This is a genomic window from Gimesia sp., assembly GCF_048260065.1.
Classification (GTDB): domain Bacteria; phylum Planctomycetota; class Planctomycetia; order Planctomycetales; family Planctomycetaceae; genus Gimesia.
Window position 1 is genome coordinate 90986 of sequence record NZ_JBLXHC010000001.1, and the last position, 24073, is coordinate 115058.

The 24073-nt window shown below is 50.1% G+C and carries 22 protein-coding genes; 8 read left to right on the forward strand and 14 right to left on the reverse strand.

The features are described 5' to 3' along the window. The first annotated feature begins 42 nt into the window (after nucleotides 1–42). A complete protein-coding gene (locus tag ACN0YN_RS00340; protein WP_417382978.1) occupies nucleotides 43–960 on the forward strand; it encodes a bestrophin family ion channel in 918 nt (305 codons plus the stop codon). 7 nt (nucleotides 961–967) lie between these two features. Here ACN0YN_RS00340 and ACN0YN_RS00345 read toward each other — a convergent pair whose 3' ends face one another. The 4 genes from ACN0YN_RS00345 to ACN0YN_RS00360 all read right to left on the reverse strand — a co-directional run bounded on the left by ACN0YN_RS00345 (nucleotide 968) and on the right by ACN0YN_RS00360 (nucleotide 4282). After that, the gene (locus ACN0YN_RS00345) at nucleotides 968–1405 is read right to left on the reverse strand and encodes a DUF695 domain-containing protein (RefSeq protein ID WP_417382979.1); all 438 of its coding nucleotides are present in this window, start codon (nucleotides 1403–1405) and stop codon (nucleotides 968–970) included. After that, the gene (locus ACN0YN_RS00350; protein ID WP_417383528.1) at nucleotides 1402–3357 is read right to left on the reverse strand and encodes a cation acetate symporter; all 1956 of its coding nucleotides are present in this window, start codon (nucleotides 3355–3357) and stop codon (nucleotides 1402–1404) included. Before ACN0YN_RS00350 ends, ACN0YN_RS00345 begins: the two co-directional genes overlap by 4 nt. Next, a complete protein-coding gene (locus ACN0YN_RS00355; protein ID WP_417382980.1) occupies nucleotides 3347–3658 on the reverse strand; it encodes a DUF485 domain-containing protein in 312 nt (103 codons plus the stop codon). The genes ACN0YN_RS00350 and ACN0YN_RS00355 overlap by 11 nt, the downstream gene beginning before the upstream one ends. 219 nt (nucleotides 3659–3877) lie before the next feature. Beyond that, nucleotides 3878–4282 carry a ComEA family DNA-binding protein gene (locus tag ACN0YN_RS00360; protein WP_417382981.1) on the reverse strand — a complete coding sequence of 135 codons (405 nt, stop codon included), beginning with the start codon at nucleotides 4280–4282 and terminating at the stop codon, nucleotides 3878–3880. Nucleotides 4283–4499: 217 nt separating this feature from the next. Here ACN0YN_RS00360 and ACN0YN_RS00365 point away from each other — a divergent pair, with 217 nt between their 5' ends. Next, the gene (locus ACN0YN_RS00365; protein ID WP_417382982.1) at nucleotides 4500–5471 is read left to right on the forward strand and encodes an alpha/beta hydrolase; all 972 of its coding nucleotides are present in this window, start codon (nucleotides 4500–4502) and stop codon (nucleotides 5469–5471) included. Between the two features lie 31 nt (nucleotides 5472–5502). On the opposite strand, the gene ACN0YN_RS00370 is transcribed toward ACN0YN_RS00365, so the two are convergent. Next, complete coding sequence (locus tag ACN0YN_RS00370) at nucleotides 5503–6396, reverse strand: hypothetical protein (protein WP_417382983.1); 894 nt, start codon at nucleotides 6394–6396, stop codon at nucleotides 5503–5505. Nucleotides 6397–6888: 492 nt separating this feature from the next. Between ACN0YN_RS00370 and ACN0YN_RS00375 the strand changes: the two genes are divergently transcribed. Then, complete coding sequence (locus ACN0YN_RS00375; protein ID WP_417382984.1) at nucleotides 6889–7419, forward strand: hypothetical protein; 531 nt, start codon at nucleotides 6889–6891, stop codon at nucleotides 7417–7419. A gap of 507 nt (nucleotides 7420–7926) precedes the next feature. Then, a complete protein-coding gene (gene glgX, locus ACN0YN_RS00380) occupies nucleotides 7927–10023 on the forward strand; it encodes a glycogen debranching protein GlgX (RefSeq protein ID WP_417382985.1) in 2097 nt (698 codons plus the stop codon). 11 nt (nucleotides 10024–10034) lie between these two features. Here the strand turns inward: glgX and ACN0YN_RS00385 are convergent, their stop codons facing one another. Further along, complete coding sequence (locus tag ACN0YN_RS00385) at nucleotides 10035–10802, reverse strand: undecaprenyl-diphosphate phosphatase (RefSeq protein ID WP_417382986.1); 768 nt, start codon at nucleotides 10800–10802, stop codon at nucleotides 10035–10037. Nucleotides 10803–11130: 328 nt separating this feature from the next. Here ACN0YN_RS00385 and ACN0YN_RS00390 point away from each other — a divergent pair, with 328 nt between their 5' ends. After that, nucleotides 11131–11532 carry a thioredoxin family protein gene (locus ACN0YN_RS00390; RefSeq protein ID WP_417382987.1) on the forward strand — a complete coding sequence of 134 codons (402 nt, stop codon included), beginning with the start codon at nucleotides 11131–11133 and terminating at the stop codon, nucleotides 11530–11532. 55 nt (nucleotides 11533–11587) lie between these two features. Here ACN0YN_RS00390 and ACN0YN_RS00395 read toward each other — a convergent pair whose 3' ends face one another. Both ACN0YN_RS00395 and ACN0YN_RS00400 read right to left on the reverse strand, forming a co-directional pair. Next, nucleotides 11588–13423, reverse strand: a complete 1836-nt coding sequence (locus ACN0YN_RS00395) for a GTPase (protein WP_417382988.1) — start codon at nucleotides 13421–13423, stop codon at nucleotides 11588–11590. Nucleotides 13424–13427: 4 nt separating this feature from the next. Next, entirely contained in the window at nucleotides 13428–15362 is a 1935-nt protein-coding gene (locus ACN0YN_RS00400; protein ID WP_417382989.1) for a GTPase, read from the reverse strand. A gap of 365 nt (nucleotides 15363–15727) precedes the next feature. On the opposite strand from ACN0YN_RS00400, the gene rpsB reads away from it, so the two are divergent. The 3 genes from rpsB (at nucleotide 15728) to pyrH (ending at nucleotide 18354) form a co-directional block, all read left to right on the forward strand. Then, nucleotides 15728–16486, forward strand: coding sequence for a 30S ribosomal protein S2 (gene rpsB, locus ACN0YN_RS00405; protein WP_417382990.1), 759 nt, complete (start codon nucleotides 15728–15730; stop codon nucleotides 16484–16486). Between the two features lie 148 nt (nucleotides 16487–16634). Then, on the forward strand, nucleotides 16635–17471 hold the full coding sequence (tsf, locus tag ACN0YN_RS00410; RefSeq protein ID WP_417382991.1) for a translation elongation factor Ts: 837 nt from the start codon (nucleotides 16635–16637) through the stop codon (nucleotides 17469–17471). Nucleotides 17472–17586: 115 nt separating this feature from the next. After that, nucleotides 17587–18354 (forward strand): UMP kinase, encoded by a 768-nt coding sequence (pyrH, locus tag ACN0YN_RS00415; protein ID WP_417382992.1) that lies wholly within the window; start codon nucleotides 17587–17589, stop codon nucleotides 18352–18354. Nucleotides 18355–18369: 15 nt separating this feature from the next. On the opposite strand, the gene ACN0YN_RS00420 is transcribed toward pyrH, so the two are convergent. From ACN0YN_RS00420 to ACN0YN_RS00445, 6 genes are all read right to left on the reverse strand, one after another. Next, entirely contained in the window at nucleotides 18370–19149 is a 780-nt protein-coding gene (locus tag ACN0YN_RS00420) for a class I SAM-dependent methyltransferase (RefSeq protein ID WP_417382993.1), read from the reverse strand. A gap of 135 nt (nucleotides 19150–19284) precedes the next feature. After that, on the reverse strand, nucleotides 19285–19746 hold the full coding sequence (locus tag ACN0YN_RS00425) for a hypothetical protein (protein WP_417382994.1): 462 nt from the start codon (nucleotides 19744–19746) through the stop codon (nucleotides 19285–19287). A 305-nt stretch (nucleotides 19747–20051) separates the two neighbouring features. Beyond that, entirely contained in the window at nucleotides 20052–20915 is an 864-nt protein-coding gene (locus tag ACN0YN_RS00430) for a hypothetical protein (RefSeq protein WP_417382995.1), read from the reverse strand. A 92-nt stretch (nucleotides 20916–21007) separates the two neighbouring features. After that, on the reverse strand, nucleotides 21008–21496 hold the full coding sequence (gene ruvX / locus ACN0YN_RS00435) for a Holliday junction resolvase RuvX (RefSeq protein WP_417382996.1): 489 nt from the start codon (nucleotides 21494–21496) through the stop codon (nucleotides 21008–21010). Next, nucleotides 21480–22556, reverse strand: coding sequence for a mannose-1-phosphate guanylyltransferase (locus tag ACN0YN_RS00440; protein WP_417382997.1), 1077 nt, complete (start codon nucleotides 22554–22556; stop codon nucleotides 21480–21482). The genes ruvX and ACN0YN_RS00440 overlap by 17 nt, the downstream gene beginning before the upstream one ends. Nucleotides 22557–22636: 80 nt before the next feature. After that, the gene (locus ACN0YN_RS00445; RefSeq protein WP_417382999.1) at nucleotides 22637–24058 is read right to left on the reverse strand and encodes a UTP--glucose-1-phosphate uridylyltransferase; all 1422 of its coding nucleotides are present in this window, start codon (nucleotides 24056–24058) and stop codon (nucleotides 22637–22639) included. Nucleotides 24059–24073 lie beyond the last annotated feature (15 nt).

The window sequence follows — 24073 nt, forward strand, 5'->3', positions numbered from 1 at the left end:
AGGATAGGTTTGTCTGATTTTTAATACAGGGTGTTCGGTTTTATGGCAGCTGATGTAGAATTAAATCTCTCGTTTATCGAGAAAAAGCTGGGGACCGTGGGACGTATTGCATACTATGCAGGTCTCGTGGGGCTGTATAGCCTGATTCCGTTAATCAAAAATGACCTGGGCTGGTTGCATCGATTTGGCTTTTCTGAAGATCAGATTCATGCAATCGAAAAATTTGGTGACTTCTCTTCAAGCCTGCATGGAATCATCGGCCTGGTACTGGGGTTGCTGCTGGTGTTTCGTACGAACAGTTCTTACTCCCGCTGGTGGGAGGCCCGTAAACTGTGGGGTAAACTCGTCAATATCAGTCGAAATATGGCGATCAAATTTCGCGAGCTGACCAATTTCAGCAGAGAACAATTAAGGGAACTGGGAGATCTGCTGGTCGCTTTTCCTGAGGCACTGCGGGATCATCTGCGTGAAGATGACGACTTCTCGATGTTTCCGGAACTGGAGCAGATTGATCCGCCTCCCCGCCATATCCCCGCCTATATTGCAGACCTGATTTACCGCAGAGTCATCGGCTGGAAACGTTCTGGAATCATTGATGGTGATGAATTAAGAGTGATTGATTCGGAAACGCGGGAACTGATGGAGATCTGCGGTGCCTGTGAGCGAATTCGCCGCACGCGGTTGTCACCTTCGTACCGGAGATTCGTGAGACACTGTATCACGCTCTATCTGCTGACCCTGCCCTGGGGACTGGTGGAAGACTTTAAATTCTGGACCGTACCCATGACGGTGATCATGGCCTACTTCATGATCGGGATTGAAGTCATTGCACATTCAGTAGAAGAGCCTTTTGGTCTGGACGAAGACGACCTGGATCTGGATGGTCTGTGCATTACGATTCGATCTACGGTAAACGAAATTCTGGATCGCTTCGGTAGTCAAACCGAAAGCAAATCCTGAGTTCAAACTATTCTGTTACCTGTTCCATGAAGTTTGAATAGGCGTACCAGTCGGGATCGTTTTCGGTATGGAATTCGATCGGCAAAGGTTCCTCGTCAGCCAGTGCTTCGTTCAACACCTGCAGTGCCTGCTCCGCATCGCGCAGATACCACTGCCATTCGCAGATCTGGTTACCTGTGATCAGCATGGTCAGGTGCCCCAAGCCTGTTTTAAGCCAGATCTCAACCAGTTGATCCTCAAACTGATTCATTTGCTGCTGATCTTCCGGGCCGGGCATCCCCGTTTCGTTGGGTGATGTGTACGACCAGATGATCTCTACCCGGGCGGGGAAATCAACTGTCTTGAGATTCTGTGGAATGGTCGGCAGCAGGCGAAAGAGGACGGTAAATTCATCCTCCATTGCAGTTGCTGTCAGCCATTCCTGTTCATGTGGTTGATCTGTCAATTGACCGACTCCTCAGTTTTGGGCTGCGTCATTAATGAGACAATTATCAGGACTATGAAGCCCAGCGGGATGGTGACCAGTCCCGGTTGACTGAAGGGGACGATGGCATCTTCAGCATTCCATCCGTAGATCCCTTTGTACGAGTCGGCACTCAGCAGAATCCAGGCCAGTGAAGAAATCATGCCGGTAAAGATCGCGACGGTGATACCCTGCTTGGTCGTTTTAGGCCAGAAGAGCAGCATTACCAGTGCCGGTAGATTCGCCGAAGCTGCCACACTGAAGGCCCAGCCAACCAGATAGTTTACATTGAATTTTTCGAACAGGATGCCGAGGATGATGGCGATGACACCAACTACTACGGAGGCGATCTTGGCGACACGGACTTTGGCAAAATCATTCATTTCGATTTTCATAAAGCTCGACATCAGGTCGTGCACCACTGCGCCGCTGGATGCGATAATCAGTCCGCTGACGGTTCCGAGTACCGTGGTGAAGGCAATCGCGGAAATAATCGCAAACAGCCAGTCGCCGATACTCTTTGCCAGCAGGGGAGCTGCCATGTTGGAATTGGTAACATCCATGGCGCCACTGGTCATGGCTCCCAGGCCCATAAACAGAGTCAGGATATAGAAGTAACCAATACTGCCGATACCGACGATCGTACTTTTTCGTGCACTGGCCTGATCCTTAACCGTGTAGTAGCGAATCAGAATGTGAGGCAGCGATGCGGTTCCGCAGAAGAGTGCCAGCATCAGTGAGAGGAAGTTAAGTTTCTCAGAGAATTTATCACCCCGAATACCGGCAAACTTGGGATGGTTACCAGGGCTGAGAACTTTCTCCCCAGACGTTGGTTTGGGGTAATAAATCGTCACGGTTGAACCATCGTCTTCTTTAACGGAATCAGAACCCCAGAGGATGATTTCGCTTTCCCGAATCATACTTAAAAAGCTCGTCAGTCCCAGCGGACCTGTTTCGGTTTTATCGCCGGGCAGTTTGCTGATGCGTCCCACAGGATAGAAATCGGTCTCTCCTTCGCCGGTCCCCTGGGGTAATCCGTTGATGAGAACTGCACCCTGGGATGTAACCAGTTTGTATTGAGTTTCGGAGAGAAAATATTGCTGATCCTGGTTTTCAGTTATTTTCCAGTAAGAAGTTTTTCCGTCTCGCGTCAGTTGCAGAATGCCTTTTTTAGCCCACGGCCCCTGGTCGAGGGAAGTCAGTTTGTCCTGGTCGGTCAGCTTGAGTTCTGACCTCCATTGCTGGAGATCGTTGGCTGCGACCGGACCAAGGATCTGGAACTGATGGGTGGTCTTTCCGTCATTGACCGGTTCGGTGGAAAGTCCCCGCTGCAGAATCAGAATGGTGAGAATGGTACTGAAGATGACGAGCAGAGAGCCTTTCAGGAACTGCACGTAGGTTGTACTGACCATCCCTGCGGTGACCACGATCAGGATGACGATCGTCCCGACCATCAATACGCCGACATAATGCGGGAAGCCGAGCAGAGGCGTGATCAGTGCGCCGGCACCAACCATCTGCGGAATCAGGTAGAAAATACTGACGGCCAGTGTACTGATGGCGGCAGCCAGTTTGATGCCTCTGGACTGGAATTTACTGTCGAGTGCATCGGCGAAGGTAAAGCGGCCCATGCGCTTCAGGGGTTCGGCAATAACGAACAGTGCGACGATCCAGCCTGCCAGGTAACCGATGGAGTACAGGAACCCATCGTATCCATAAAAGGCAATCATGCCGCAGATACCCAGGAAGGAAGCAGCTGACAGGTAGTCGCCGGCAAAGGCCACTCCGTTCACAAACCAGTGGATGCCACCACCGGCTGCAAAGTAACCTTTCGCTGATTTGGCTTTGGCCCCCAGCCAGAAACTGAGGCCCAGGGTCACAGCAACAATGGCCCCAAAGATTAAGACGGCCATAAAGGATGGTTCATAAATCATGGTTTTGCCTCCCGTTCTCTGCAGTCGGGGAGGTGATCTCATTTCGACACATCCAGCCGTAAATCATGGCCAGCAGAAATGCGGCGATGATCAGGGTAAAACCATAGACGATGGCCAGATTCAGGCCGGCAAATACGACCACTTCCATCTGGGCAGGTGAAAACGTATTCAGAAAAACAAATCCGCCGTACAATATCAGATAGACCAGAAAGAGGATGAGACCCAGACGCGTATTTCGCGAAATGGTCTCGAGGCTCTCCTTTTCATCTGGCTCATTGGGGCCATGATCAAAACCTGCCATAAGAAGTAAACCCTTTAGATGAAACGCTATTTCGGGCAAGATCAGCCAGAAAGGCTGGATCTGGAAAAATGATTGAAATGACTATTCAACCGTGATTCGGGTGTGGAATCAACTGACTTCAGAACGGGAGCAGCAAAGATATTGAAAAACTGCTGTTTTTGAGAGGGAATCAGCGTGCTTCTGCATTCTGACGCTGTACAAGCCTGAACAGAATCGATTTCAGTGGCTTGCATTATTCATTGGCGGATTTAAAACCAGGTGCCTGCGGTTGGTATTCAGTTTCTGTGCTCCGATTCCTTTAACGTTCAACAGGTCATCGATGGAAGTGAAGGGACCGTTTGCTTCCCGGTAGGCCACAATCCGTTTTCCCAGTGCAGGGCCGATGCCCTCAAGTTGCGCAAACTCCACCCAGGTTGCCTGATTGATATCAATCTGATACTCATAGGTGAGATGAGGCAGATGTTTGATTTCAATCGGTTCTGTACCCCAGTGCGACATCTGAATCAAATGGATCAGCGCAACGATCAGGATGGCGATGAGCAGGGTTCCCAGGAAAAACTGGTCATCCCGTTTAAGACCGAGGAACGGCCGAGATGGGTTTTCGTTGCTTTCCTGGTCCTGCATCGGCGGTCTGTTCTCGCGTTGAGGGATGATGATAAATACTGAGAAATACCGTGCACCGGAAAGGGTAAGTCTTGAAAAGCAAGGACACTATTTGACCTTACTGTGAAGAACCCATAGAATAGAAGTCTAGTCCATCAGAGACATTGCCTATCTTAAGACAGTTTGTACCATCAAGCTTACAATCACTGAGAAATTATTCCAACGTTGAGGGGGTTCCGTGCGAAATCTTTTATACTGTATGAAAAAAAATCACTTTCTCTGTTCGGTCTTCACGTTGGTATCGCTTTCGCTGATGAGCAGCAGTGCTGTCTTAGCGCAGTCTGACACCAAAGGCCCGCCTAAACCCCAGGAACAGACATTAACGGCACAGGGTGGGTGGCCGATTGCGATTACCTACTTTGAATCCAGCAATGCCTCTGATTCCCCTGTCGTAGTTCTGTTGCACGGAAAAGGGGGGAGTAAACGGGTATGGGATCAACAGTTTGCACCAATTCTGCAACAAAATGGTTATGCTGTTGTTTCAGTTGATTTGCGAAAACATGGCAAAAGTCAGGTGACAGCCGCGGATGCTGGAGGCAATCAGAATCAGAAAGGGAATTCCCGGGATAAACTTGCCGCGCTGGATTACAGGGCAATGGTTGCGTTCGATATGGAAGCTGTCTGGAAGTTTTTATATGACGAACATCAGAAAAAGCATTTAAACATGCAGAAGACAGCGATCATCGCTGCTGATATGAGTGTGCCTCTTGTCTTGAATTATGCTCTCTTTGACTGGAGTAAAATTCCCTATGACGATGCTCCTGTGCTGGCTGCTAAAACACCAAAAGGTCAGACGGTGAGAGCGCTGGTTTTGATCTCGCCTGATGCCAGTGTTCCAGGGGTCTCTGCGGCACGTGCTGCGGTAAAGATTAAAGAGCCTTTGTTTGGTGTCGGCTTTTTTGTCTGCACGGGGGCCAGTGATTCCCTGGATCGAGGTGCTGCCAAAAAATTGTATACACAATTGTCTTCCGCTCAGGATTCGAGTGAGCGGATGTATTTCAAGGAATATCCAGGAAAACTGCGAGGCACCGATATGCTCGGCAAGCGATTGGGGCTCGAACTGGATATCTTAAAGTTCCTGGATAAACACCTGAAAAAGCTGCCTGGTGAGTGGTCTGATCGTCGTCCCCGCTATGATCGGGAAGAGTAACCTGGTGTAGTCGTTTTTCAGGCGAATGCTGTCAGGCTGCTCTTTTTTGCGGAGTGTCATCCTGAATGGTGCTTCCGCAGACGGATAGAGAATTGATATTAATCCTGTCTGACAGCATTGCGATTTCGGATTTGATCTCTTCGATTTCGCGTTCTTTTTCCTGCAGCAGCGATTCCAGACGCGTGATCCGTTTTTCCGGATTTCGTTGCAGGAGACGATTGATGACATCCAGCATGAGGAGTGCCCGGTAGAGTTTCATTACCAGACTCTTTAAGCGGAACATCCGGGCTGATCTCAGAAGTCCGGCCATGCGGAAGGCCCGCAGGAAGGCAACCATAGGCAGGCAGATGACAGCCAGGTCGATCCAGTGTTTGCGGCAGTATTCAACACGTTTCTGTTCAATTGAGATCATGACGATGAACTCAAGAGTGAAAGCAAACCAGATCAGGCCGGTTGCCAGAGCAGTGATATCTGCCAGCAGGGGACTGGCTTCAATCTGTTTCTGCCAGTAATGTTCGACAGCAAACAGTGGCAGTACCAGCAGAGCCATGATCAGCATCGGGACAGAGAAGGATTTTCTCACCCGTTCCAGGAATGCCTGATTCACTTCCCGCCAGGCCAGAATGGGGAACCAGATTGCCCGTCCCGTCATTTGATCTCTTGCGCAAATTCGGAGTGGTGGGACCAGGCAGTAGAGAAGATTGAATTTCCAGCGTGGACTTCCCAGTGCAATATGTGTTACTGCTTCAGCAACAAAGCAGGGGTAGAGCAGGAACAGGCACCAGTTGCAGATATCCAGCGCAATTCCCGAAGATTCGAGATTGAAAAGATGCAATGTGCCAGCGAAAAACACGAGAAACAGAACGGAGCAGCAGAACATCGGGGCTGCAGCAAACTGGTCGACTTTCTTGGTGTACCGATTCATGAATTTCATCACTGCCAGTGGAGAAGGAGCAAAGCGTATTCGAAGGAAAGCGTCTGTTGAGGCGAGGGTTTATATTGGATATCGGCAGGATGGTCTATTCAGAATAATCCGACCAGACTGCCAGGCATGAATTCCAGAAAATCAAAATGACGACATGGTGGGAGTGTCAGAACCTCTATAAACACTGTCTGATTTTAACTGATCGCTACAGAATGACCGAAAAGATTCGCTGTTTTACTGATAATGACATCTCATGAGACAGGTTTGTAGAAATGATGTCGTAATTGTTACAAAAGATGGTGCGAAGTGTTGCGAAAACGATTTGGTGTCTGGTTTGTGTTACGTTGTTAAGTTGATATTGGTAAAAGGATTATGTGCAATTGTGTTTTCGTGTTTCTCCGTTTTGGCACAGCGAGTGCATTAGTGATTCATTACCACGATGTGGTTTAAATGATAACAGTACTCGACTTTTACAAATGTGGAGAAATCTCAATGAAACGTTTAATTACAGCTTTTGCTTTTTGTGCTGCAGCTATTGTGATGCTGTCCAGCGACTCTCAGGCCTCTGAAATTCAGACTGCTTATCAACCTCGTCCCGGTGGAGTGATTGATGTGATTACCTCACCATTTCGTGCGTTGACGCAACCAGTCAGTTATCGCACTGCACAGCAGACTTATCGTCCCTATTACGGTCAGCCCTCTTACGGAAGTACGAACTGTGTGAATGGTGTCTGTTACCCTACCAGCAATTACGCCAGTCCCTGTGCTTCAGGTAACTGCGGAGCCGGGATGGCATGTCCTGGTGGTAACTGTGGGACTGGTTACAGTACGGCAAATTGTCCTGGTGGCAACTGCAACTTGACTCAGTATCGTTACCCTACCCAGAATTACAGCGGGTACCGCGGAACAGGTTGGAATAATGGTCAGCAGTATCAGACTTACCGACCGGTTGCTCAGCCTGTTTACCGGACTTCTGTACCGGCATCTACTAATTCTATCCGAAATGATCCATTTTTCCCTTAAGCCAAGAATGTAAATTCTCTTGAAAACTGGTTCAAAACTACAGGATAAAAAATGTGGTTAGGTAAACTCTGAGCTGCTGGAACGTTCCAGCAGCTCAGTTTTCATTTTTGGGAAATTGTTCTGGGTAAAGTTGTTTTTCCTGTTAAACTATCTGCAGCTGTCAGTTAATTTATGTATAAACTGAGTATTGATTGAATAAAGTGCAAAACGAACTTTCTCTCGGTCATAGCTTCAAGTTTTTACTGATTTTAAAGTTCTCGAAATCAGAAAAAAAAAGAATGATCAATTACTGACCGAGGCGTCGAAGTATAGAATTAGGGATAATGGTTAAAATTTAATGGCGGTTACCTCTGCCCGAGAGCATGAGGCCGACTGCTGTTTGCAAATATTTAGAGATATATTACTGCGTTGAACGGAAATTTCTGAATTCTTTTTTTGGCGCTCAGGAGAAGATCCCTTTAATTTCCATAACAGTTCGATGCAGTCATTGTGAGGAACAGGTCAGCAATGGGTCGCGAATTGGTACACTCTCTCAGCTCCCCGATTCATTCCATGCATACTTTTTCCTACGGCGCGGTGCCGCAGGACAACGGGGTGCTTTTTTCTGTTTACAGTCGATCAGCCACTTCCATGTGGCTCCTGCTGTATAATCATGTGGATGATACAGAACCTTCGGAAGTCATCCGATTCAATCAGGAATATGGGCGTCTCGGAGATATCTGGACGGCATTCATTTCCGGTATCGGTCCAGGTCAGCTTTATCACTTCCAGGCTGATGGTCCCTTTCAGCCGGAAATCGGTCAGCGATTCGACAAACGGGCGCGACTGATTGACCCGTATGCGAAAGCGCTGGCAGGAAATTTCCAGCCATCTTTAGACGGTGTCGTGCGACCTCCAAAATGTGTGGTCGTCGATGACCAGTTCGACTGGCAAGGGGATCGGCATGTCCGTCACCATCTGGCAGACACTGTCGTATACGAAATGCACGTTCGCGGTTTTACCAATTCGCCTTCGAGCGGAGTGGAGCATCCCGGCACCTACCTGGGAGTCATTGAAAAGATCCCTTATCTGATTGACCTGGGGGTTACCGCGGTCGAGTTGATGCCCATTCACGAATTCCCGATGAATGAACCGGATGGTACTTTTACAGACCATCAGAACTACTGGGGATATGAAACTCTGGCCTTTTTCGCCCCGCACCGTGGTTACGCGACCAATTCAGAACCAGGCGCGCAGGTTCGCGAATTCAAAGAGATGGTGCGGGCGCTGCATAAAGCCGGCATTGAGGTCATTCTGGATGTGGTATTCAATCATACTGCTGAAGGAAATGAGAACGGCCCGACCCTCTCCTTCCGTGGGCTGGAAAACCAGGTTTACTACCATCTGGATCAAGGTGGGAAGTACTATAAAAACTATTCCGGCTGTGGTAATGCAATTAATGGGAACCATCCTGTTGTGCGGGAAATGATCTTCCACTGTCTGCGTCACTGGACCTGCAATTATCATATTGACGGATTCCGTTTCGATCTGGCTTCGATTCTGAGCCGGGATCGTAGCGGTCATCTTGTTCCCAGTCCGCCTCTGGTGGAAGCGATTGCAGAAGATCCATTGCTGGCGGATACCAAACTGATTGCGGAAGCCTGGGATGCTGCCGGTGCGTATCAGGTCGGTTCGTTTTCGCACATCCGCTGGGCGGAGTGGAATGGCCGTTACCGGGATGACATCCGTCGATTCTGGCGAGGTGATGTACCTACGCTGGGCGATTATGCCACAAGAATTGCAGGCTCAAGTGACCTCTATCAGAAGACGGGGCGCGAACCATTTCATGGCGTTAACTTTATCACCGCACATGACGGCTTCACGCTGAATGATTTGGTGAGTTACGAACACAAGCACAATTATGCCAACCGCGAAGATAACCAGGATGGCGAAAACAATAACATCAGCATGAATTTCGGCGTGGAAGGTCCTACTGATGATCCCGCGATCATTGGAATGCGTGAACGTCAGATAAAGAACATGCTGGCAACACTCTTTTTGAGCCAGGGTGTGCCGATGCTGCTTTCCGGTGATGAATGTCGCCGTACCCAGCGTGGGAATAACAATACCTACTGCCAGGATAACGCCATTTCATGGTTTGACTGGTCGCTGGTCAATAAACATAAAGGCCTGTATCGGTTCTGTAAGGAACTGATTCATTTCCGTCTCTGTGAGCCAACGCTGAGACAGCGGAATTTCCTCACCGGTCATTCGGACGGTGTTGAGAAACTGCCTGATATCAGCTGGTATAACGTCATGGGGCAGTCCGTCGACTGGCGTCATGATAAACATTGCCTGTTGTGCATTCTGGGCGCAAGGCATTCCTCACGCAGAGTGCGCGATGGTTCTGATCTGATGATTCTGGTGAATTCCTCACCCGATCCGCAGGCATTTGAATTGCCAGTGGGCATCAAACCGAAGGAGTGGAATCTGACAATCGACACCGCTGCCCGTTCTCCACTGGATATTTTCCCCAAACGGGATGGAGCGACGTTGTATCCGCGTGTCGCCGTACTGCCGCCGCGCTCACTGCGTTGTTTTGTGCGTCGGGGCGGTCGTAAATAAACGGTTGATACTCATATCAACTGCATGATCACGATCACGATTCCCAGGGGAATACACCAGTACGCGAAGTAGTGCAGCTTCCCTTTTTCCAGCCAGCGTACGAGCAGCCAGAGTGCGATGACTCCCACGACGGCTGCGATCAGTGCGCCGCTGAGTAACAGGCTGAGTGGTGTGCTGAGGTGCTGGTTCGAAATGATTTCCGCTGTTTCCAGAATGGTGGCACCGGAAATCGCCGGGATGGCAAGCAGAAATGAGAAGGTGGCAGCGGACTGCCTCGACATTCCCGTGAGCAGCCCGGCTACGATCGTACTTCCACTCCGTGAGATTCCCGGCAGAATCGCGACTGCCTGCGCCAGTCCGATCAGAATTGCCTGCTTGTAGGTGATCTTCGTGTAACTCTGATCGTTTTGTGGGATGCGAGGAATCAACAGCAGGATCAGGCCCGTTACAGGCAGCATGCAGCCAGCCAGCAGGGAGCTTTCCAGGAAGGACTCTGCAAATTTTTTGGCAGTCAGCCCGATGACGACAACAGGCAGTGTTCCCACAATCAGCAGCGGAATGACGCGCAGGTCCTGGCTTAATAACCGGAAGATTGTTTTGTGATAAAAGATCAGAATCGAGAGCAGCGTTCCCGCATGCAGCACGATATTGACATCGGTCTGATCCGCCTGGATATCCATCAGGCTTTCCACAATCACCAGGTGCCCGGAAGAGCTGATAGGCAGGAACTCGCTAATTCCCTGAATGATGGACAGCAGTATCATTTTTAACCAGGTCATGGTGGGGCTTTTCAGGGTTAAAGAGAAGCAATTGACGTCAACCAGCATGGAAACTGATCAGCGTTTGTGGATCCAGAGAAATTTGCGAGTCACAAAGCTTCTATGTTGGATGTGTTGTAAGTGTTTATCCAGATAAGGAATACGAATTCTGAGTGATCTGCAGACTAAATGAAAATCATTAGATTCTATAGCAGAGACTCTATAACGAGGAATTGGAATCTTGTCAATTTGAGTCGAGTTTAACGGTTGAACGGGTTAGCTTGAGTCGCTATGGTTATTGCCTATTGTTAATGAGGTTTCGAAATGTCTTTAATTGTAATGGAACACAATGAATACACTCATCCCAGCAACATTGGTGTTATCTCTTTCCTTAGCACCAGCTCAGTCAGTGGAAGTGCCTGCGTTGCCTGAAAACGTTGTTCAACTTTTCAAAATGGAAGAAGATGTCTCTAACCATCAGCTGTTACTATTCACAGCAAGCTGGTGTCCTGCCTGCGTGCAGATGAAGAACAACGAATTTCCCGCACTGCGAAAACAGAACTGGGAAATCAGTGAATCAAAATCAAGTCACATTCGAATCATCGACGTCGATCAGCACGCAAATCTGACGGATAAGTATAACGTGCAGTCTCTGCCAACGCTGATTCTGATTGTCGATGGCAAAGAAGTCAGTCGTTCTGGATCCTTGAGTGCCTACAGCATTGCCGAGATGTTTTACAATCGCAAATAGCTTTCAGACTTCTCTGATTGAACAGTGACCTGGTGCATCGGAAATGAGCGCCAGGTCAGGGCGTTGCTTGAGTGCCTGCGTGCTTTGCCGGTTCGTTTACTTTCCAGGATCCCAGGATTCTGGAAGTGGCGATTTCCGAGCGGAGCTGATGGACTTCGCCCCGCATGCGTTCCAGTGAGTGCTGTTGAGAGTAGATCTGGCGGCACTCGCGTTCCAGGTGCGGGAACAGACCATGTGAAAGTCTGGTATGAGCCATGTGGTCTGCCAGCTGGTTGATCTCCTGTTCCAGTCCCCGTTTCAGTTTGCGGGTAAACATCATGACCAGGAATCCGGTCCAGATCAGGAAGATGACTCCCGCAGTGACGTAAAAGTCAATTGCCAGGATATTCGATTCATCCAGGAACGAGTCGTAGAAAAAGTTTTTTCCAATGCGGACCAGCGCGTAGACGACCAGGGCCAGAAACAGGGTTTCATACACACAGCGTGTAAACCAGCCTGAGTTCTTATGTGCCAGTCGAGTAATGATACTGTCGATTTTGGTGCCCGCATCGTTCAGAAACTGTTCCTCGACATGCGCTGCTTCCGTCTGCAGGTATTCCAGCGATCCGATCTGGTGTCCCGGGGGAGGGATGAGCCCTGCCTCCTGGGTATAACCGTCGATCAACAGTTGGGATTCGCGCAGTTTATTGTCATCCAGTCCGAATGAACCAATGCGTTTCATACGGTCATCCGCCGCCTGTTCCTGCTGGCGATTGCCCAGCCAGCGGGCTCCCTGCAGGGCGCCAATCAAGGCGACCTGTGCTGAATTTCTGGCACGAAACAGGCTGGCAGAAGCGATCAGGTTTCCCAGTCCGTTATACAGGCGGAGCATCATGGAAAACGGGCTCGAACCCCAGGAATCGGAGACGCAGGAAAGCAGCCTGCGCTCCCAGAGATTTCGACTGACGAGTAATTCGGACCGCAGTTCCTGCGACATCTGCTCTGTGAGTACTGTCTGTTGCTGTTTGAGGAATGATTCGAGTTCGTGGACTGCAGGGAGTGCACTTTCGATTTTGGCCGTGCAGTGGTCGATGGCGTTCTGCATTAATTCCAGCAGGTTGGCGCGACGGACCTGCAGTCGTTCTGACTTGCCAAGCTGGGAACTCAAAATGTTCTGTAACGCTGCGAAGTCCGGGTCGGGGGTTCGGTCCGCCAGCTGGTCTTCTAACGCTTTGACTGAATCGACGAAATAGATTTCCGGAACTTCAAACTGTTGTGAAAGCTGCTGTTTCCAGTCTTCGCGAATGTCTTCATCCAGGCCCGCGTGTGTCTGCACGAAGATCAGTCGCCGACCGATGGCTGCTTCGATCAGCTCTTCAGAAACCCGCGCGGATCGATATTTCTGTTGCGTTGAGGTGTAGAGCAGGATGTCACAGAGTGGAATGATATGCTGCAGGCGGGTCAGATTGTTTTCTTCGAGGTTGGATTCAGAGGTGTCCGGGTCCGGGCAGTCGATCAGAATCACATTCTGCAACTGATCCAGTTTTTTCTGTTCGACATGAAACTGGCTCAGGTCCAGCCCCAGTCGATCGAGATCGGTTTCCGGGTGTGCAATCAGGACCGGTTTTGTCGTGGTCGGTCGTTGACGTCCGGAAGTCGTGCAATAAGAACCAATCAGCGCATTGACCAGGCTGCTTTTTCCGGTCCCGGTGCCGCCAAAAGTGGCGATGACCAGTGGAGATTCCAGTCGTACGCGGAGCATGCCGAGCCGCGGCAGGAGTTGCTGGATCACGGCCTGGCATTGTTGTGCAGTCTTCCAGTGCGATTGCTGCTCACTCCAGTGCTTGAGCTGGTGAATCAGGTTGTCCACCGCTGCCAGCATTTCGATTTGTGCTAATTCTGATGTAGGCATGATTTCAGTCTTTGTTTTCAGGCTCCAGAGAGGTTTCAAGCGTGATCTGCAGTTGATTCAGCTGTTGTTCCAGTTCGTTGGCGGTCTGTTGAACTGCATGATAATGTTCGGAGTCTGGCAGAGCGACTGCAGACTTCAACTCTTCCGGCAGTGTCTTGAGTAAATGAGTGCGAATGGCGTTCGCCAGCCACTCGGTCCGTTTCTGGGCAAAGACCGCGTGGAATCGTCTGATTTTTGCTTCGAGATATCCCATGCCCGAAGCTGCGGAACTGCTGACGGCGGTTTCTCCGACCGTCGTGGCGGCAGCGCCTCCGGCAACATCACCGGCGACATTGACGACGGACTGAATCATGGTGTCGGTGACGATTTGCGTTCCGACATCGCCGACAGCGCCAAAGCCGACAAAAAATAATCCGACACTGAGTACCGGTCGACCGACTGCGGCGGCCCTGTCGATCTGTTTAATTAACGCATAGTATTGCGGGCTTTCCGATTTGAAGCTGGTCATCTCTTTATCGACCAGACTTTCGAACTGCGTGGTGAAGTCGAACTCGGAATGCTCTGCATGCAGCGTCTTCAGAAGTGCCTCGCGCGAGGTTCCGTTTAACAGGCTTTTTAATCGACTGGTCAGCAGTTCGTTACCCAGTTCACTGACGAGCGTCAGGCGGTCGTAGATCCCTTCCACTGTCTGTAGCACCACCGACCATTCCTGGTCGCGGTAGACTTCCATCGGAGGTCGTTTTTCTTCGGTTGTTAGTGAATGCAGGTAGCGAACGGGCCAGAGGACCCCTTTGCCGAGTGTGTTGTAGAAGCCGTGCACGTGAGCGGACCAGCCTTCCCGCTGTTCCTGCCACCATTTACGGACGGCAGCGACGATCACAGAATTGGGAACCAACGGCCAGTTTTCGATCTCGGCCAATTCGTGTTCCGAAAGTAATTCTGCAGCAGAACGAAACTCCTGACTGCGCACTTTGATTTCACGCAGATAAGAGGGGACCCCCGCATCCTGCTGAATAAGATATTTCAACGCCCCCCGTAGCGTCTGAACTTTGATCTCCCCGAACTGCAGTTGTGACAGAACCTGCATCAGGTTCACAGGTGTGTCTGTCGGGGGAGTATCAGCGTTGCTCTCAGCAGAGGCATCCGCTGAACCTGGTTCAAATTGACGCGGATAAAAGGGGAGTTCCAGGCTGGTCGCGGCACGTCGATCGTTCGGCGCGATAAAGACCAGTTCCGGGTGCGCCCCGGTCTCCTGGCAGAAAGTGTTCAACCACAAAGGCCAGTACGCTTCATCGTCAGGTAACTGACATTGATTGAAAACGGTGATGATAACCTTGTCTTCCCGGGCCGCTTCTCGAAAGAACTTCTTGACCGCGGCGTCATTATATTTCTGCTGGGTGAGCACGGTGACCAGCACGTCCGCACATTGCCTGATCCGTTCGGCTCGCTCCCAGTTGACCTCAGCATCGCTGTCGATATCGGGGGTGTCCAGCACGAGCAGGTTCGAAGCCAGGGTATCACAGTTCTTCCAGAACAGCAGGTGCTCCTCATCCTGACGGAGAGGATCTTCTGCCGATGACCAGGGGATGAGTTGAAATCCCTGGAAGACTTCTCGCAAATCATGCTGTTGTTCAAAGTGTTTAGGCACCAGACAGACCGGATGGCGTGTCTGGGAGGCAAGCGGGCTGATGGCACTGGTCTGCTGATCAACCAGATGATTGAAAATGACACTCTTGCCGATATTGGTTCCGCCGACGACAGCGACCACCAGATACATCTGGTTGGTCAGCTGGGGAATCAGCTTGCGTTCCAGGATATCAAACCATTCCCGGCCGCTGAGCCGGGGGATTTCCAGCTGGCCGGACTCTGCTTCCAGCGCCTGCAGATGGTTTCGCAGCTGGTGAATCGTATTCGAAAATTTGTGAAGCGTAGTGGACATAGGGTGATTTAATTTAGAGCCAGGTGATGTTTTAGTCTGTCATTCGTCTGCCAGAGTTCATTCTTACGATCAAATCGCAATGTTTGAGTATATCCATTCCGGCATCACAGGATGACCCCAAATTGGATCTGAGAGGCTTCAAATTCGATCCAATTCCCTGAATTAACGGTCGCAAGGTTTGACGGGCGCAAATAACTCAGATACTATCCACCCAGCCGCACTTTGCAGTGTTCACAGCTCAAATTGCGCAAAGAGTTTTTGTAAAAGCTGTTTGTCGCCTTCAGTAGATAAGTCTATTGATTGTAATTCTTTAAGAACGTGACCCCTGGCAGGTCATGTGCCCATTAACAACAGAGGAGATGAAGATGTCGGAACTGGTAGTCAAGGATATTCTTGAAGCGGGTGTTCACTACGGTCACAAAACCAGCCGCTGGAACCCCAAAATGCGACCCTACATTTACGGTCGTCGCAACCAGATTCATATTATCGACCTGAAAGAGACTGTCCGCGGAATTATTCGTGGAAAACGTTATCTGGAACGGGTCGCCTCACAGGGAAGTTTGATCCTATTCGTCGGAACCAAAAAACAGGCTCAAGGCCCGATCCGCGACGCAGCAATCGCCTGTGGCATGCCTTATGTGACAGAACGCTGGCTGGGTGGTGCGTTAACTAACTTCCGAACCGTTCGTAACCGTCTGAAACGCCTGGAAGAGCTGGAATCATTCGATGAAACCGGTGAAATCCATTCTTACTCCAAGAAGATGCAGTCCACACTGCTGCGTGAAAAGCGAAAAGTCTTCCGTAACCTGAACGGCATCCGGACCATGAACCGTCTGCCCGAAGCACTGGTTGTGGTTGACCCGACCAAGGAAAAGAATGCGGTTCACGAAGCACACATTCTGGGAATCAAAGTGGTTGGTCTGATTGATACGGACTCTGATCCTGATGAAGTCGATCTCCCGATCCCCGGCAATGATGACAGCATTCGTTCTATTCGCCTGGTGATGAACCAGCTGGCTGCTTCCATCATGGAAGGCAAAGGCAAACTGCCTGACAGCAATAAAAAAGATGATAGTGGTGATGCGGGTGCTGAAGAAGAATTCAAGCCCGTCCCTTCACTGTAAGAGATACATGGCAAATTGAGATGGCAATAAGTGTCTCCGGCTGACTGGTGATTGAGCCAGTCAGCGGAGTCGCTTCAAAACACAAACAAATCGGAATATCAAATGAAAGCAACTGATGAAGCAGTTGCTTCCGAAGGAGATTACTGAGATGGCTGAAATCACAGCAGCAGCCGTGAAAGCATTACGTGAAATTACCGACCTGCCCATGATGGCCTGTAAAAAAGCATTGCAGGAAGCAGACGGCGATCAGGAAAAGGCAATTGAAATTCTGCGGGAAGAAGCTGGTAAGATCCAGTTGAAGCGGAGTGATAATGAGACTTCAGAAGGTCGAATTACTGTTCTGTCCAACGAAGATGGTTCAGAAACAGTCATGCTGGAAATTGCCTGTGAGTCCGCTCCTGTTGCCAGTGGCGAAGATCTGGTGAACTTTTCCAACGCCTGTGCCACACAGCTGATTGCTCATCCGGAAGTCGATACGGTTGAAGGTCTGCTGGCACTGCCTTCTGAAAAAACAGCCGGAAAAACTCTGAATGACGACTTCATGGACATGTTGAACAAGATCCGTGAAAAAATCGTCGTTACCCGAATTGCCCGGTCACAGGGACCCACAGGAAGCTATGTGCACCACGATGGCAAAACCGGCGTTCTGCTGCAGGCAAAAGGTGAAAAGGCAGATGCCGAGCTGCTTCGCGGCGTGGCAATGCATATCGCTGCTCTGAAACCAGTTGCCGTGAATGAATCAGATCTGGACCCTGCCGTTGTTCAGGAAGAACGCGACCGTCTGGTTGCGGAAGCCAAAGCAACAGGCAAGCCAGATAACATTATTGAGAAAATTGTAGATGGCCGCATGAAAACCTTCTTTGTGGAACAGGGTGTTTTGAATTACCAGCCTTATGCGGTTGATGATTCCAAAACTGTCAGCCAGGCTTTGGCCGAAAAAGGCCTGGAAGCAGTTTCGTTTACCCGTTGTGCAATTGGCGGTTAAGTATTTGCAAACTGTGACGCATGCGTACTGATAAAGTGCGCGTGCGTTTTTTTCTATATTGACTTTGAGTGCGCTTTTAAAACCAACTTCTGACCGACTATTGAGGATACCACGGATGACCGATTCTCCTGCCCCTTTGCTTCAGCCTGCTTATGAGCGTGTTTTACTGAAATTAAGTGGCGAAGTCTTCTGCCGCGACGGAGAAGGTGGCATCAGCATGTCTGAGCTGGAGTCGATTTCCGCTCAGATCAAGCGACTCGTCGATTCAGGAGTTCAACTGGCCATCGTCTGTGGTGGTGGCAATATTCTGCGCGGTAAGCAGTTCTCTTCTTCCAGTGGTTCCATCAATCCGGCGACCGCCCATTATATGGGGATGCTGGCGACGGTCATCAATGGCCTGGCGTTACAGGATGCTCTGGAGAACGCAGGCGTGGCAACCCGTCTGCAGACGGCTATCCGCATGGAAGGGGTGGCAGAGCCCTTCATCCGTCGACGTTGCATTCGTCATCTGGAAAAAGGGCGTGTTGTGATTCTGGCCGCGGGAACCGGGAGCCCGTTTGTGACGACCGACACCGCAGCTGCTTTGCGATCGCGTGAAATTGATGCGGATATCCTGCTCAAGGCAACCAAGGTTGACGGCATCTATTCCGATGATCCTGAGAAGAACCCGCACGCGGTCCGTTTCTCAGAAATCAGCTACCAGGACGTTCTGCATAAGAATCTGCAGGTCATGGATGCCCAGGCGCTGCATCACTGTATGGAACACGGAATTCCGATCCTGGTTTTCAATTTCCGCAAAACCGGGAACATCGAAAAAGCAGTGGCCGGCGAAAACATTGGTACCCGTGTGCTGCCAACCGTCGAATCGCGTACTGAGAGTTAAGTGGATTTGTTCCGATTACTTCTTGCGAAGTATGAAGACCACATCTTCCGTTTGCGCATCGAGTTCGATGGTAAAGTCCATTTCGTACATGAAGTCGTATAGCTCAACGACTTCAAATTCGGGAACTTTCTTCAGCAGTGCTTTGAACTGCGGCGCCGTGTAAGTCCGGTAGTCCATCGTGTCAAACAGCTGGAACTGACGGGACGGCGTGTAAACGTCAAACGTCATTTCCAGATGTTCGTTGCGTTTTTTAAGATCGGTCCAGATCGATTGCATGTGTGAGTTGATCTGCAGGTTGCCCCGCCTGGCGGACCAGCTTTCACTCTTCATCGGCTCACCCACTGTAGGAGTCAGGTGCAGGCCCAGAATATACAACCCGCCGGGCGCGAGTGCATCTGCGACACATTTCAGATGGTTTTCTGCAGCAGTTTCAGAAGGCAGATGACGAAAGCTGTTGATGGTATTGAATGCGGCATCAACCGGTTTTTTCAGTTTGAAATCCGACATGTCTCCCAGGACGGCTGAACGGGGGAAACCTGAGCGTTCGAGACGGTCGTTGCAGTACTTGATCGCGTGCTGATTGAGATCATTACCCGAGACCTGGTAGCCCGCCTGGGCCAGTTTGATCAGCAGGCGGCCGGTTCCACAGGCTGGTTCAAACAGTTTTTTTACTTTTCTACCAGCATGCTTCTCGAAGCAGTTTTGCAGAAAGTCGAACTCGGCTTTCCAGTCATCACCAAAAATGAGGTCGTAGTATTTAGGGTAGTCGTAGAGATGACCTTTGATCGTTTCCATCGTTCTTTCTTACTGATCTGCGTATTCTGCTTTTGAGTCTTGCTTCAAATATAAAAAAAGCCTTGAGTAGACGTTATAGTCTGCTCAAGGCTGATGTTCAACCAGTGGAGAGAGAATCTGTCGCAAGACGAACCGTTACAGGGCTTTCCCCAGTGTATGTGTCGGTAAGTCTTTAATCATCTCTCCCGGTCCATGGACAAAGTCAATCGAGGGGTCTTCTCCCAGACCGACGTACACGCTAATCGAGTAGTCTTTGAAGAAACCGTTCCAGGTGTACTGCTTCATTTTTTTACACATCTGGGTATGGTTGTCAGCGGGTCGCGTCACAACACTGGGGGTGCCAGCGATGTATTCGTTTATTTCGGACATTCGCAAGTCTCTATTCAGCTCAAGCATTTTTGTCTGAGCATGCTGTAAAGCAAGTTCAGTCTCATGGGCATAGGTCTGAGCATAAAAGTCAACCATTGCCAGGCCAAACAGGATCGTGCCCAGAGTCCAGGACAGGCATTTAATGGCGGATTGTGTAAATGATTCGAGAGAGTGTGTAGAAGGATCGTTAGAGCGCGATTCGTGCGCTTCGATAGTTAATGTAGACATTATTTGAGCCTTTCTGTCGTTCCTACTTAAGGTGGGTGTAGGTCGGGGGGGGGAAATAAGGCGTTTCATCTCAATAGTAAGGTGGGAACACAACGTTTAACTGGGGGGATGTTACCTCCTACATTTGAATAAAACAAAGACAACAGGTTAACTTTTGATGAATCAGCAGACTTTTCTGGATGAGAAGGCTGGATGATTCAATGCCCGTTTGAGTTCAGGCATTTACTATATACATGTTAGGGAATTGGCAGCAGGATTGACAAGTCTGATTTTCGGAAATCGCCTGGATAGGGTTCGCTTGAACACTATTTTGGGTCGAGGTCATCCAGTTTCAGGTCTTTCACCATAAACTGGTTCAAATCGATATTTCCTTTCAGTTCCGCGTCAATTAACTGGAGCCGCGCTTCAATCTTATGTAATCGGGCTTCCAGAGCAGGGTGGAACACCGATTTACCCGTTTGCGGCAGATTTCTCGGGACTTCCGGATAGCCCAACTGTCGTTGCAGGGCCCCGAACATGTATAGAGGATCACGATCGTGGTTGGCTTTGGCAATACGCCCGTCCTGGCTACTGAATAAAACTGGATAGCGAGGCTCGAAATCAGCATTTCCCGGACGTCTACGCTGTTCGTCAACAAAATGTTGAGAACGCAGGTAGATCAGGTCTGCGAAATCAACCGATCCCAACTGCTGTTTGAGCTTACGGATCCATTCTGACCAGTCGGCGTTATATTGAGTATCGCGAGAGATCGCTTCGAGTCCATGATGATATCCCAGCCGGTTACGCGAAATGCATTCGAACTGGAAAATGAACAGCCCCGCGCTGCTGGGATTTTCAGTACGATATTTTGATTCACGCTCCAGAATCTTGAGCGCGATTTTCTGGTCGAATTTCGACTTATCATCTTCCGCATTTTTCATGATGTAAGTCTGGAATGGGGTGAAATAATGCGAGAGCTTCTGCATTCCGTCAGAGATCCGACCGGTCAGCATTAACTCACCTTTCAGGAAGTCGATCGCCATCGGGAGTTTGGTCGTGGCCAGAATTTCTTCATAGATTGTAGCCAGGACAACCTGTGAAGGGATCGCATCTTCCAGCCTTTCGCGGTAGTTGCGAAAGAAGTAAGTCTGTTCGATGTATTCTTCACGATCCAGAGGCGTCTGTGTCATTAGGTTGGGTTCGAAATGATGGAGTCTGTAAAATCAAAGTTCGTTTGTATTTGCGGGCAATCTCATTATACCGCATCAGGAACAAAAACGGTTCAAAAAGATTCGGGAATCTGATTACGGTTTGGACTGTCCAGAAAAGCCTGCAGAATGATCTGGGCTGCCAGCTTGTCCAGATAAGCCTTCCGTTTGTTGCGACTGATATTCATGTTGGCCAGAAATTCTTCTGCCGTTGCCGAAGAGTAGCGTTCATCCCAGTAGCAGACGGGAATTTCTGCGAACTGGCTGACCCAGTTACCGAATTTGCGGGCCTCTTTTGCTTTCTGTCCTTCATCGCCACTCATGTGTACGGGGAGTCCGACAACCAGCCCTTTGCATTGATACTCTGTAATGATTTTTTCGAGATGCTTCTGGTCCTGCTGCAGGCTCTGGCGGTTATAGTTGTCGAGTGGGCTGGCGATATTCTGTTCAAAAGTAGAAATCGCAATGCCGACCCGCTTCGTGCCGTAATCGAGTCCCAGCAGCCGTCCCTCAGTGGGGAACTCTGCTTCAAAGGGTTGCCCCGTTTCAGAGGTACTGCTCATAGCCGCGCTCCTCGATCAGAGTGACCAGTTTTTTGATGGCGGATTCATCGTCTTTGGGAGCAATCAATGTCGCATCGGGAGTGTGCACGATCAGGCAGTTCTCTACCCCAAACGTGGCGATCAGATGGTCGTCTGTCGTACGGATAATACTGTTGGATGTTTCCAGGCCGCAATGTGGCCCTAGAATCGTATTGCCATTCGCATCGGTAGGAAAATATTTCTGCAGTGTATTCCAGTTACCGACATCGTCCCATTCGAACTCAGCGGGTACCACCGCCAGTAATCCTTTCGAATGCTCGAGAACCGCATAGTCGATTGAAATGGATTTCATAGCAGCGAATTGTTCTGCGAGAACCGTTTCGTAGTCGGGCGTTCCGATGACTGCACTGATCCTGTTCAAGGCAGCGTACATTTCCGGTTCCCGTTTTTTCAAAGCCATCAGAATTCGATCGGCTTTCCAGGCAAAAATTCCGCAGTTCCAGAGATAGTCGCCGCTGTCACAATACTGCTGCGCTGTTTCTGGATCTGGTTTTTCCTTGAACTCTTCAACTTTCAGTCCGCTCAGACTGGCAGCGAAGGGGGGGCCTGTCTGAATATAGCCGTAACCAGTCGCAGGGTAAGTCGGTGGTACTCCGATCAAGGCGAGTGTTTCCGGTTCGGCTTCAATCAGTGCTTCCGCCTGTCTGATCGTTTTCACAAACCCTGATTCCGGCTGGATCACATGATCGGATGAGACCACCAGCATAGTGGCTTCGGGATCAACGTATAACAGGTGAATCGCTGCCAGTCCAATACAGGGAGCGGTATTACGCGGTACTGGTTCGACCAGAATGTGTTCCGAGTTCAGTTGAGGCAGCTGGAGTTTGACTTCAGGCGACAAAGTGCCGTTGGTGGCAATCCAGATACGTTGCGGATCTGAAAGTTCGCGACAGCGAGACACCGTCTCCTGGATCATGGTCTGCTGGCCCACGAGTTTCAGCAGCTGTTTGGGAATTGCTTTGCGGCTTTGAGGCCAGAAGCGTGTTCCGCTGCCACCTGCCATGACAACTGTGTGAAGCATGAAGCCTGTTTCTCCGAAAGGGAAGTTTGGTTCTCTTGAATCAAAGCGGGAGTTGATACTGACTGCTCAACCAGGGAATTCTATTCTCCCAGATACACGGGAGAAGTAAATTCCGCATCGGCTGAGATTTTCTGTTTTAATTCTGTTTCATCGACTGCGTATAAGGGACTGATCTCAACCGTTGCATCAGCAGGGAGTGTAACACCACACGATGTCAGCCAGCCGGAAAAGATGCGATTGAGGGCTTCATGAGCCGTCTGGGGCGAATCCTGGCCTTCCGCGTTTTTAACGGGATTGAATTCCCGTTGTCGATCGATTTCATAGACCAGAACCGTCTCCGCTTCCGGCAGGACATCAAAGATGAACCGTTCGAACTTAATGGCGTTGGGTTTTTCGGGTTCAACCTGCTTACTTGATCCATCGATATACGGGACTTTTTTATTCGCCTGATGGAAGGGGAGGCGATCATCATCATTGGCGATCTGTTCCAGGAAATCCCGGTTGAAAATGTGAATCGCCGTACTGCCTGCCCAGTGCAGCAGCTTGCCTTCCTCGTCCGTCTGTTCGGCGATATGGTGCGGCAGATCACTGTATTCGATGATCTGAGTTTTCTCGTCCACATCACAGACGATTCCCATTTTTTCATCGGGCGAACGTTTCGAGACTACTTTGACGGAGACTTCTGCGTTTGCTTTTTGATGGTAGCCCAGAAACTCGGGATCACAGACGATGGCAGTCGGATTGTCGACCTGGTGATAATAGAGAGTGTCGATCCCTTTCTCCCGCATCACATCAAACATGCCATTGTTCTTGAGGGCGGCGAGCATGCCTCCATGTCCATCGGGACTGACGGCAATGCGGTGTTTTTCTGCCAGCAGAACCAGACCCGATTCCGCATCGACGGCCGGCATGGTTCCCTGTTTAAAGAAATAGAGTTCGTCTTCTGCCAGACCGAAATTCTGATGCTGCTGAAAATATTCGACGGTTTCATCGTGGGTGGCATCGCTGGTCATAATGAAATAGAAGATCGGCTGGCCCGCCTGACGTGCGCGGGCCCGTAACTGTTCCACCAGAATCTGAAACAGGGAAGTTTGTTTGACAGGCCCGATAGGATACATGCCTTTGGGATGACTGAAGCCCAGACGCGAACCCTGACCGCCTGCCACGAGGATGGCGCCGACTCGACCTGCTTCCAGAAGTTTCTGGCCCTGTTTTGTCGCCTCTTCCGATTCAGCGGGAGACGAACTACGATCTTCCAGTCGAACCACTGTTGCAGGACGGGTGGCGCGTTCTGCCTTTTGTGCCGGCGATTCTGTTTTCTGATTCGTTGCACCAGGAGCGTACAGCCGCTGGATCTGTGCGAAGTTGATGTGCTGTATCTGCGTTACGAGTTCTGATTGAGCCTGTTCGCTCAGGTCATTCCACCAGGTCAGTAGATGGGATTGATCAAAGTCTGCTAACGTCTGGTAAAGATCCTCTGGAAAGGATTCGGGGGCTGACATAGTTCTGGTTCCCTT